This window comes from Amycolatopsis keratiniphila subsp. keratiniphila, assembly GCF_001620365.2.
In the GTDB taxonomy this organism is placed as follows: Bacteria; Actinomycetota; Actinomycetes; order Mycobacteriales; family Pseudonocardiaceae; genus Amycolatopsis; species Amycolatopsis keratiniphila.
On sequence record NZ_LQMT02000053.1, the window covers coordinates 8,975 to 19,644 of the forward strand.

Below are 10,670 nucleotides of genomic sequence, written 5' to 3' on the forward strand. Positions count from 1 at the left end.
TCGCCGCGGTGACCGCGCTGGAGGCCATTCTCGGGCAATCGCCGGAAACGCTTACCGGGTTGCTCGGCCCGCGCCGCCCCCGTGGCCGCTGGACCGTCCGCACCGGACACGCCCTGAGCTACGACCAGGTGTGGCGGCGGCCGGAGGAGGTGGTGCGCGCACTGTCCAAAATGGATGTGACGCCGGACGAGCTCGACACCCCGCACCGGCTTTCGCAATATCTCACCTACCGGGTCGACGGCGACGGCAACCAGGAATCGGTCCGGGTCCGGCGGCTGATCCGCGCCGACCGGGACGGCACCTCACGGTTCGTCTTCGTGAACCGGTGCTCCAGCATCACGCAGCCGCCGTCCGTGCTGTACACCGACGGCTGCCGTCCGGCGCGGTTCCGCGCGGACGTCCCGTCGTCCACCTGCGTGTTCGAGTTCGTCCTCGACCGCACCCTGGCCGCTGGCGAACTCGCCGTCGTCGAGTTCGGCGTGCGCTATCCGCCGGGCCAGGGCCGGAGGCACGTGCAGGTCGCGCTCTACCGGCCGGCGCGGGACGTCGCGGTGCAGGTCAGCTTCGATCCCGGCCGGCTGCCGCGGCGCTGCGCCGGGTTCTTCCGGCCGCGCGGCGTGCTGCCGCCTGAGGAACGGTGCGAGGCGACGTTCGACAGGGACACCAGCACCTTCCAGTTCATCACCCTCGATCCGCAGCCCGGCCAGTACGGGATCCAGTGGAGCTGGACCTGACTATTCGTAGGGACGTTCGGGCGCGGGGACCGGTGTCGCGCTTTCGACCTTCAGGAACGGGATGCGTTCCCCGTTGACCTCGTCCACCACGGACCCCGGCCGGAACGTGCCGGTGACCTCGATCCAGGTGTCTGGTTCGCTCGGGACGCGGCCGTCCAGCACGACCTTGACCGGCCGCCCGTCCGCGGCACAGCAGGTCAGGATCATCCGGACGAGCAGCGACGCGCCGTCCGCGCCGGTGGCGGTGAAGCCGGTGAGCACGACCCGCCTCGCGCCGAGGGAACGGCCCTCGTCGAACACCGCGCGCGAGGCGTAGTCCAGGACGGTCACCTTCACCGGGTCGCCGTCGGGCAGGGGCGGGTATTCGTCGGAGCGCGTCAGCGCCATGCCCGCGTTGCCCGCCGCGTAACTGCCGAGCGGCTGCGGGGCGACCAACAGCAGGGCGAGCACCGGAAGCGGGAGCAGCCACCCCACTTTCGGGTGACGATGGCGGTTCGCGGCCGCGAGCACCAGGACCAGAAGACCGGACGCGACCAGGAACGGCCAGAGCCCTTCCTTGACATAGCGCAGGTACTGGCCGGTCAGGCAGACCTTGAGCACCGCCGCGCCCAGCAGGAGCAGCACAACGGTCGCCGCGGTCCGGTTCACCAGAGCACCGTCCCGGTCACGGCCGCGCAGGCGAGCGCGACCACGAACGTGGCGGGCGCGAATCTCGACGCGAACCGCCTGCCGAAGGTGCCGGCCTGCATGGCGAACAGTTTCAGGTCGACCATCGGCCCGATCACCAGGAACGCCAGGCGGGCGGTGAGGGAGAACTGGGTCAGCGAGGCGGCGACGAAGGCGTCCGCCTCGCTGCAGATCGACAACAGGACCGCCAGCAGCGACAACGCGAGGACACCGAGCACCGGGTGGTCGGCGACGACCTGGAGCCAGCGGCCCGGGATCAGGACGTTGAGCGTCGCGGCCGCCATGGCCCCGACGACCAGGAAGCCACCCGCGTGCACCAGGTCGTGGCCCGCCGCGCCGGCGAACGCCCGCCAGCGCGTGTCACCGTGGGCGTGTTCGGGCAGTTTGATCCATTCCGTCCGGCCGAGGCCGAGCCACAGCCAGCCCATCAGGACCGAAGCGGCGAGCCCGGCCGCCGCTCTGGCGAAGACCATCGACGGCCGATCCGGGAACGCGATCGCCGTCGCGGCCAGCACGACCGGGTTGAGGGCGGGGGCCGCGAGCAGGAACGCGAGCGCCGCGGCCGGGGTGACCCCCTTACGCACCAGCGCGCCGGCCACCGGGACCGAACCGCATTCGCAGCCCGGCAGCACCATTCCGGTCGCCGCGGCGGCCGGAACCGCGAGTGCCGGATGTTTCGGCAGGGCTTTCGCGAAGAATTCCCGCGGCACGAAGACCGCGATCGCGGCGGAAAGGGTCACGCCGAAGACGAGGAATGGAACGGCCTGGAGCACGATCGAAACGAAGACCGTCGTCCAGGTCTGCACGATCGGCGCCCCGAGGACGTCGCCGAGCAGCCACCGCACGAGCAGAATCAGGACGAGAAAGCCCGCGAGCACTTCGACCGAACCGGTGCGCGTGCGTACTCCGGTGCCCGTCATGTGGCGAACCTCCCATCGTCGGTCAGGACTTTAGGGATTTCGCGGTCCACCTGGAATTTCGTTCTCTGGACAACACTGGACGCCTCCCAATGGGCCGGGTTACCCACCTCGCCCGGTCGGGGGTATTTCCGGATTCCGATTGTGTTCCCCCGGCCGGTGGGCACAAGAATCGCCGCATGCGTGCAAGGCGATTCGCCTCTCTTTCCGCCGGTGCCGCCGCAGCGGTGTGCGTGGCGGCTCTCGTGGTCACCGACGGCGCGGCCGCCGCCCCTTTGCCGGGCGGACTGGGTCCGTGTGTCGGTCCGGCGTGCCCGGATAAGTACCCGCCGGTGAACAACAAGGACTACGCGGGCCGGGACAACGGCATCAACGTCTATGTCGGCGGTGAATTCCAGGTACGGGAAGCGGCGGCCGAAGCCGAGGGCCGGGTCGTCGTCCTCGGTGATTTCGACATGGCGAAGCGAGCGGGCGCGTCGTCCGTCTACAACGTCGGCATCGCCGGTGTCGGATCACGTGTTCCGCCGCCCGACGGCGCCGACTTCCTGACCACCGGCGGAAACGTCAGCGTCGCGGCCGACCAGCGACTGCTCGCCGACGGCGGGGTCGTCCGGCACGCGGGCACCGTCACCGGGACGGTGACCGGCACCCTCGAAAAAGACCCCGACGCGGCGAAACCCTATTTGAGCCTGCGCGAGGATCTGCGAGTGGCGAGCAAGTGCTACGCGCGGGACGGCGCCACACCGCGGCCTGCCACCGGCACGGCGGTCAACCAGGGCTATCGCACCCTGTTCACCGGGGACGGCAAATCCGCGCTGCAGGTGTTCACTGTGGACTTCGACCTGACCGGCGCCACCGGCGGCATGCAGGGCATCGAGTTCGAGGGCATCCCGGCGGGGGCGACGATCCTGGTCAACATGGTGGGCGCCGCCCGCACGATCAACACCTATACCGGTGACCTGAACGATCAGGACCCGCTGAACAAATTGCGCGAGCGGCTGCTGTGGAACTTCCCGGACGCCACCCAGGTGAAGATCGCCGGTGGCGCCCAATTCCAGGGAAGCGTGCTGATCGGCGAGCCCGGGAGCACCGCGACCGTCACCGCGTCCGGGATGAACGGCCGGTTCTTCACCACGGGCTCGCTGGTGCACAGTTCCGAAGCGACCGGCGGTGGCGGGCAGGAGTTCCACGCCTACCCGTTCGACGGTGATCTGCCCGAATGCGTCAGCACGCCGACGACTACGCCGAGCAGCTCGTCTTCGTCTTCGTCGTCGAGCAGCAGTTCCACGTCGACGAGCCCGACTTCGACCTCGACGTCCAGCTCCTCGACGTCGGCCACGTCCACTTCCACGACACCGACGTCGACCTCCTCGTCGAGTCCTACGAGCAGCACGTCGACCGGCCCGACGTCGAGCAGCACCTCGTCCAGTGCGACGTCATCGAGCTCCACCTCGTCGAGCGTTACTTCGACCACCACCAGCAGTTCCTCGAGCACGACCCCGGGCCCCGGGGTGACCACCTACACGACACCGGGCCAGCCGGGAGGCACCGCACCGGGCGGCGGACCGTCCGACAGCGGCCCGCTGGCCTCGACCGGCAGCGAGGTGCGAGGTCTGCTGGTGTCCGGCCTGTTCCTGCTGCTGGTCGGTGGCGCGCTGGTGGTGCTCACGATCCGGTCGAGGCGGCGCGAGTCCTGAGGGCGGTGTCGATGACGTCGCGGCGGTCCACCAGCAGGGCCTCCGCGGCGGTCCGGCCGGTCGCGGCCAGGTAGGCGTCGACGAGCCGGTTGCCGACCGCGTACCCGGCGCCGGTCGGCAGGCCGACGGGAGTGCCACCGTAGCGGGCGGCGGTCTCGTCTCCGTGCACCCAGGCCGCGAAGTTCTGCATCCCGGTGATCTCCAAGCCGGAGACGACCTTCTCGAACACCGCGTCGTCGCGCAGATGCGCCACACCGATACGGGCGTAGCCGAGTTCGTCGCCGTACAACTGGCGGGCGAACGCGTCGGCCAGCCCCTCGGACACGATCTGCTCGCCGACCGTGACGGTCGCCGGATCCCAGATCACCCCGCCGGGGCTGTAGCGCAGGTTGTGGTTCAGCTCGTGGACGGCGGTGGCCTCCAGCCTCGCCAGGTTCTCCGGGTACGGCCAGAAGTTGAGGTAGAGGTAACCGGACACGCTGCCGTTGGCCGACATCCCCAGGTTCGGTCCCATGAAGTGCCGGTCGCCGGGATCACCCAGCACGGTGAGCACGGTGATGTCCGGGACCGTCAGCCCGGGCGTCGCGGCGAGCTGCGCGGTGACGGCGTCGTCGAGCGCCCGCCGGATGCGGTTCCAGGCGTCCGCTTCGTGCAGGGCGTCGAGAGCCTCCAGGCAGCGATCCTCGTCGCGTTCGAGCGGGAACCCGGCGCCCATCGCGTGCATCGCCACGAGGTCGACGTCGCCCGGGAAGTAGCGGTACATCCCGGCGGCGGGCTCGACCATCGCCTTCAGCAGTGCCGCGCGGTCCTCCCGTGGCGCGCGCAGGATCTCGCGCATGGCGGGGTAGGTGTCGAGAACGGTGATCGTCATGGGAACGACGGTAAAGGCTCCAGTGGGTGGAGACTCAAGTCGCGGCCAGGAATTCCGCCACCGCCTTCCGCCCGGCCACTCCCCGCTCCCGGTACTGAATGGAATGCGCCGCTCCTTCGACGATCACGACCTTGCCCCGCGGCGCCGCTTCGGCCTCCGTGTACGCCCACTCCATCGGTGTCGACAGGTCGCGATCGCCGTTGAGAAGCAGCACCGGGACGTCCGGCAGCTTCCCGCCCGGGTTCGAGCTCGCCGGGACTTCCGGCCACGGCAGGCAGGTCCGCACGAACCCGACCCCGGTCGCGACGGCAGGGCTGAACGGCCAGGTATCTCGGGCGCTCAACCGCTTCTCGGCCAGTTCGAGCAGCGGCTCGCGGACGAGGCTGGGTGTTTCCGCGTCACCCCAAGGGAAACGCATGTCCGCGCACAGTGTCGCGGCGTGCAGGCCCGCGCTGAACGACGCGAGCGGGTCGCCGCCGGACGCGAGATCCCGCAGGAGCGAGTCGAGCTTCGTGGTGTCGCCACCGCGCGCGGTCCGCAGCGCGGTGATCAGGTCGGTTCCCAGCGCCGACGGGTCCCGATAGCTGGGGTCTACGAACTCGTAGGTGACGATCATGTCGAACAGTGCGACGCCCGCCGCCGTGTCCCGGTTCCGGACCAGCCATGCGAGATCTTCCGCCGGATCGGAGCCGCATGCGGGCGGCTCGGCGCAGGCGTCCCGCAGGACGCGCGTGGTCGCCTTCAGCGCTTGGAGATACAGCGACTGGTCGGCGGTCGCGTGGTGGGGGAGCACCGAATCGAGGACCAGTTTCGAGACGTTGCCGGGATGCGCGACGGCGTATCGCGACGCGGTGAACGAACCATAGGAGACCCCGTCCACCACCATCGTCGGCACGCCCAGGGCGCGGCGGAGCAGATCGAGATCGGCGACCGTCGCGTCGGTGCCATGGAACCGGGCCTTGTCGCCGAGTGCCGCGGCACACCGGGTCACCGCCTCACGGGTCGGCGGTTCGATGTCGGATCCGCCCACCTCGGCCTGCAGCTCCGGGCAGTCGAGGGCGTTCGCGCCGGTACCGCGCTGGTCGATCATCACCAGCCGGTGGTCGGCGAACACCTCCGGCATCCGATCGAAGAGCTTGGTGCTGACCGGAATTCCGGGCTGTCCCGGTCCGCCGGTGAGGAACAGGAGCACTCCCTTGGCCGCGTTCGCGTTGTTCGCGGTGGCGACCTGCAGCTCGAGCGTGCCCGATGTCCGGCCGTGATGGTCGAGCGGCACGGTCAACGTCGAACAGGTGAATCGCGCGTCGTGCGCGCAAGGCCGCGCGTCTTCCAGCCGCGGCCCGGCAGCGGCGACGGTGGCGGGTCCGGCGAGCCCTGCGGTCAAAGTGACGATCGCGGCGAGGACGAGCGTTTTCGATCGCATGGACCGATTCTGACCAGGGATGACAGGACGGCGCTCGGGTTTCGTCCAAGTCGGCCCGTTCGGCGGACCGCCGGCCCGGTACGGAGCCGGACCGGCGGTCACCGGCGGTTTCTATCGCAGGGCGAGGCCGTCCGTGACGGCTTTGACACCGCTCAAACCGGGAACCTCGACCGGTACCGTCGTGTAATACGGGTAACTCATGACAGCGCCGCCCAGGCCGAAACTGTCGTTGCTGCCCCAGCCCAGGACGGTCCCGTCCGCGCGGACCGCGTAGCCGCCTCCGCCGAACCGCCCGATCGCCTTGGCGTCGGTCACGCCACGGACCTGGACGGGGACCGTGGACAGGCAGCCCGGGCCACAGTCCGAGCCGTTGCCCAATCCGCCACTCCTGTTGTCACCCCACGAGAAGACCGTGCCGTCGGATTTCAGGGCGAAGGCGCGCGCCCAGTTACCGGTCACCGAGGTGACCCCGGTCAAGCCGGAAACCTGGACCGGGACCCGGGAAAAGCAAGCCGACGGTGTCGTGCACGTGACTCCGTTGCCCAACTGGCCGTGGGAGTTGTCACCCCAAGCCGCGACCGTGCCGTCCGTTTTGATCGCGTATCCGTTGTCGCCGCTCGCGGCACCGAGTGACTTGATCCCGGTGAGCCCGGAGACGCGCACCGGAGTCGAGGAGCTCGAGACCGTGGAGCCGTTCCCCAGCTCACCGCGGGTGTTGCCGCCCCACGACCACACCGTCCCGTCGGATTTGAGCGCGTATCCCGTTTCCCTGGACGCCGAGATGGCGGTGACCCCGGTCAGCCCGGAGACCTGCACCGGCGTGACGACGTTCTGGCCCCACTGCCACACAGTGCCGTCGGACTTCAGCGCGTAGCCCTTGGTGTCACCGCTCGCGATGGCTTTGACAGAGGTGAGCCCCACGACGGGGACCGGGGACTCCGAGGTGGTGGCCCCGCCCGCCCACCAGCCGTTGCCGAGCCGTCCGGCCGAGGTGGCGCCCCAGGCCTTGACGGTACCGTCGGCGCGCAACGCGTATCCGCTGTCGGACCAGCCGGCGAGTTCGACGACGTCACTCAGGCCGCTGAACGGTTTCATCGCCATCGGGAGCACGTCGCCCTGCTCCCAGGAGTAGGGCCCCCACGTCGTCACACAATTCACCAGGCAGTCGGCGGGTGGCAGCGTGAAGTAGCCAGACAGATCGGCCGTCACGTCGATGGACCCGGCGCGGTTGTGGACGTAGGTCGTGCGGACGACGTCACCGGCGGTGGCGGGCGACCCGAAGATGGATCCGACGATCGGGGCGACCGCCACCGAGATGGTCTGTCCAGGAACCACGTGCACACTGGGCGGCGGTTCACTGCTCGATCGATTCTCCCAGGCGGTGATGGCGGTGTTCGCCGTCGCCGAGTACCCGGTCAGGTTGAGCGCCAGCGCGAGAGCGTTGGACGGAATCGACCGTTGCAGCCGGTAGGACAGGTCGCTCTTCGGGCCGATCTTCCGGGCCTGACCGTCGAAGACGCCGAGACCGGTGCGGCTGTCGAGGACTCGTTCCGGAGCCACCGGGGTGAAGAGCGCTCCGTAGTCGGTGGCGTAGAACCCGATCACGTTGGCTTCCACCTGCACCGTGCCGGCCAGGTTGTACAGGTCGATCGAGCGGTTGGCGCCGATCTTGACCGTGATCAGGTTCGAGCCCTGACCGCCCGGGTACGCGGCGACGCTCGCCATGGTCGGCCGTGGCGTGGCAGCGGGAGAAGCCGTGACGTAGGTGGCGACGGTGGGCTGGCTCAGCGTCAAGCTGAAAGTGACCGCGGTGGCCGTGGCCGGGACTTCGCCGGTGAGGGCCAGCCGGGTCGTGGCGTTGTGGCCGATCGAGGCGATCGGCAGTCGCGAGGCGCTGACCGGGGTGTACCGCGAACCCGGCGCGGTCGTGTAGTACCCCATGATGCTGACGACCAGGTGGGTCGACCCGGACTCGTTGTAGAAGTCGAGTGCCCGGTCGGCGCCGACCTGCACGGTGACCTGATTGGACCGTCGTTTACCGTTCTGCACCAACAGGTTCGGCAGGCTCGGCCGCGCGGTGCCGTGCGGGAAGACGGTCACCGCGGTGTCCGCGGTCGGGCCTTCCGCCCAGACGTTCACCACGACCGCGGTGGTGCCTTCGGGCGCCAGGCCCGCCGCGCTGCCGGTGACCGTGGTGCGGGCGCCGACCGGTCCGACCGGGATCCCGACGCCTCGGACGGTGTCCAGGAACCGGGTCGGCTGAACGGCCGTGAAACTCGATGCCGGTGAGGTGAGGGCCGCGGCGGGTGCGGCCTCGGCGGCGAAGCCCGTCACGACCGATGAAAGCGTGAGGATCCCTGCGGCCAAAGCCGCCACTCGGGATCTGAAAGTCGACAGTGGACGTGAAGTGTCCAGCGCAGGACTCATGTTCCCCCCAGAGAAAGCCCACAACGGGCTCTGGGAATCTACCTTCACCCGGCTGAGCCCCGGTAGCGGCCGTTCGGGCGAGTACCACGACCCTGAGGCCAGACCAGGGGAAAGCCCGGATGTCCCCGCCGCCGTCCGCTTCTAACGTCGTGATCATGATCCGACGGATACTCCTGACCGTGCTCGCCGGTGCGGCGGTCCTGCTCGTGCCCTGGACCGTCTACCTCGCGCACACCCTGCCCGACCGGTACGACACCGGGCAGTGGCGCGCGGCCTGGGTCGGATTCGATGTCGCCCTCCTGCTGTGTTTCGCGGCCGGGGCCTGGCTGGGGCTGCGCCGTCGGCGGGCGGCCGTGCCGCTGCTGTCGGCGACGGCCGCGATGTTGTGCTGCGACGCGTGGTTCGACGTCATGCTGGGCTGGACGTCGGCCGAGCGGTGGACCAGTGTCGCGCTCGCCGTCTTCGTCGAGATCCCGGTCGCCGTGGTGCTGGCCTTCGCCGCGCGGCGGTTGCTGGCCGATGCGCTGCCGAAGCGATCGGTGAACCTGCGGGACATCACGATGCGCGAGGACCCGCGATACCACCTGGTGACGCGCGAGCTTCCCGCCTCGGAGGAGGACGTCGCGCGCCGAACCGGGCTGGCGCGCGCCGAAGTCACCGAATGCCTGCAAACCCTGCAGGACACCGGTTTCGTGCGCCGTGACCGGAAAGGGAACTGGATCCCGATCCCGCAGGATCTGCGCGAGCCGAAGCCGGACGACTACGACGGCGCGGACCGGGAGCGGGTCACCGCGTTCCTCGACGCCAAGTACGCGAACGAGATCGCCGTGCTGTCCTGGGCCGCGCAGCACCGTGACGAGTTCGGCCCGTGGGCGACGGCGCAGCGGACGTCGACGAGGCTGACCGAGGCGGAATTCCGGGAACTGGACGCGGAATACCGCGAGCTGATCACGCGGTACTGCCGACGTCGTCCGGGGGCGCAAGCGAAGGAGCTTTCCGTGCGTTTCTATGCCTTCCCGCCACCGGAGAGGATTCCGGTCTGACAGCCTGGCTGGCGTGTCGCGAAAGTGACTGGGCTGAAGGCTCCCTTCGCNNCCTTCGCCGCGTCTGATGCGAGGAAAGGAGCCTTCGCCCCGGCGGGAGCGTGCCCTTCCTGGCCCGGCTAGGGATGCCGCCAGGCCAGGAAGGTCTCCAAAGTGGTCAACCGGTGCTCGCGTACGGCCAGTTCGATCTCCCCGGCCGGCGCGTTCCGGTCGAACAGGTCGAGGATCTTCTGGTGCTCCTGCACGGATTCGTGCGCACGGCCGGGCACGAAGCTGAACGTCGACGTGCGCAGCCCGGCCAGCCGGTTCCAGCCACGGTTGACCAGATCGAGCACCTGCGGATTGGGGCAGGTGCCGAACAGGACGCGATGGAAGTCGCGGTTCAGCGCGGTGAACCGCGACGGCTCGAAGTTGTCGAGACACGCCGTCAGTTCCGCGTTGAGGCCCTTGGCCTGGTCGAGCGCCTCGCCGGGCAGGGACGGCGCCGCCAGCGCGGCGGCGTACCCCTCGACCAGCGCGAGCGTCTGCATGGTGTGCTGGTAATCGCTCTCGTCGGCCATCGCGACCTGCGCGCCGATGTTGTGCTCGTAGGTCACCAGCCCCTCGGCCTCCAGCCGTCGCACCGCCTCGCGCACGGGCACGGTGCTGACGCCGAGCTCCTGCGCGATCTGCCCGAACACGAGGCGGTAACCGGGGGAGAAGGTGCCGTCGTCGATCCTCGCCTTGATCCAGTGGTAGGCGATCTGCGACTTGCTCATCGGCGTCGAGTTGATCGCGTCGCCCGCGGTCACGAGTAGTGCAGCCAGACTGATTTGATCTCGGTGTAGGCGTCGATCGCCCACGGACCCATCTCGCGGCCCCAGCCCGACGC

9 protein-coding genes are annotated in these 10,670 nt (G+C 69.5%); 3 read left to right on the top strand and 6 right to left on the bottom strand.

The features are described from left to right. The coding region (locus tag AVR91_RS41560) for a transcriptional regulator (RefSeq protein ID WP_076857565.1) at positions 1–734 on the top strand (734 nt) is incomplete at its 5' end. On the opposite strand, the gene AVR91_RS41565 is transcribed toward AVR91_RS41560, so the two are convergent. Both AVR91_RS41565 and AVR91_RS41570 read right to left on the bottom strand, forming a co-directional pair. Beyond that, a complete protein-coding gene (locus AVR91_RS41565) occupies positions 735–1,382 on the bottom strand; it encodes a TIGR03943 family putative permease subunit (protein WP_063270960.1) in 648 nt (215 codons plus the stop codon). It abuts the gene before it with no gap. After that, positions 1,379–2,341: a permease gene (locus tag AVR91_RS41570; RefSeq protein WP_063270959.1), complete on the bottom strand. Its 963-nt coding sequence runs from the start codon at positions 2,339–2,341 to the stop codon at positions 1,379–1,381. Before AVR91_RS41570 ends, AVR91_RS41565 begins: the two co-directional genes overlap by 4 nt. A 176-nt stretch (positions 2,342–2,517) precedes the next feature. On the opposite strand from AVR91_RS41570, the gene AVR91_RS41575 reads away from it, so the two are divergent. Next, positions 2,518–4,035, top strand: coding sequence for a choice-of-anchor A family protein (locus tag AVR91_RS41575; protein ID WP_063270958.1), 1,518 nt, complete (start codon positions 2,518–2,520; stop codon positions 4,033–4,035). Here AVR91_RS41575 and AVR91_RS41580 read toward each other — a convergent pair. The 3 genes from AVR91_RS41580 to AVR91_RS41590 all read right to left on the bottom strand — a co-directional run bounded on the left by AVR91_RS41580 (position 4,004) and on the right by AVR91_RS41590 (position 8,663). After that, a complete protein-coding gene (locus AVR91_RS41580) occupies positions 4,004–4,906 on the bottom strand; it encodes a DUF2268 domain-containing protein (protein ID WP_063270957.1) in 903 nt (300 codons plus the stop codon). The two genes, AVR91_RS41575 and AVR91_RS41580, sit on opposite strands and share 32 nt — an antisense overlap. A gap of 34 nt (positions 4,907–4,940) precedes the next feature. Further along, entirely contained in the window at positions 4,941–6,329 is a 1,389-nt protein-coding gene (locus tag AVR91_RS41585; RefSeq protein ID WP_063270956.1) for an alpha/beta fold hydrolase, read from the bottom strand. Between the two features lie 111 nt (positions 6,330–6,440). Then, positions 6,441–8,663: an RCC1 domain-containing protein gene (locus AVR91_RS41590; RefSeq protein ID WP_063270955.1), complete on the bottom strand. Its 2,223-nt coding sequence runs from the start codon at positions 8,661–8,663 to the stop codon at positions 6,441–6,443. A 248-nt stretch (positions 8,664–8,911) separates the two neighbouring features. Between AVR91_RS41590 and AVR91_RS41595 the strand changes: the two genes are divergently transcribed. Next, complete coding sequence (locus AVR91_RS41595; protein ID WP_063270970.1) at positions 8,912–9,799, top strand: helix-turn-helix domain-containing protein; 888 nt, start codon at positions 8,912–8,914, stop codon at positions 9,797–9,799. Positions 9,800–9,918: 119 nt separating this feature from the next. Here AVR91_RS41595 and AVR91_RS41600 read toward each other — a convergent pair whose 3' ends face one another. Continuing rightward, complete coding sequence (locus AVR91_RS41600) at positions 9,919–10,590, bottom strand: GntR family transcriptional regulator (protein WP_076857569.1); 672 nt, start codon at positions 10,588–10,590, stop codon at positions 9,919–9,921. Positions 10,591–10,670 lie beyond the last annotated feature (80 nt).

Coding starts and splice junctions, on each gene's coding strand:
- AVR91_RS41580 (WP_063270957.1), bottom strand. CDS start 4,906: ATGACGATCACCGTTCTCGACACCTACCCCGCCATGCGCGAGATCCTG.
- AVR91_RS41595 (WP_063270970.1), top strand. CDS start 8,912: ATGATCCGACGGATACTCCTGACCGTGCTCGCCGGTGCGGCGGTCCTG.
- AVR91_RS41575 (WP_063270958.1), top strand. CDS start 2,518: ATGCGTGCAAGGCGATTCGCCTCTCTTTCCGCCGGTGCCGCCGCAGCG.
- AVR91_RS41585 (WP_063270956.1), bottom strand. CDS start 6,329: ATGCGATCGAAAACGCTCGTCCTCGCCGCGATCGTCACTTTGACCGCA.
- AVR91_RS41570 (WP_063270959.1), bottom strand. CDS start 2,341: ATGACGGGCACCGGAGTACGCACGCGCACCGGTTCGGTCGAAGTGCTC.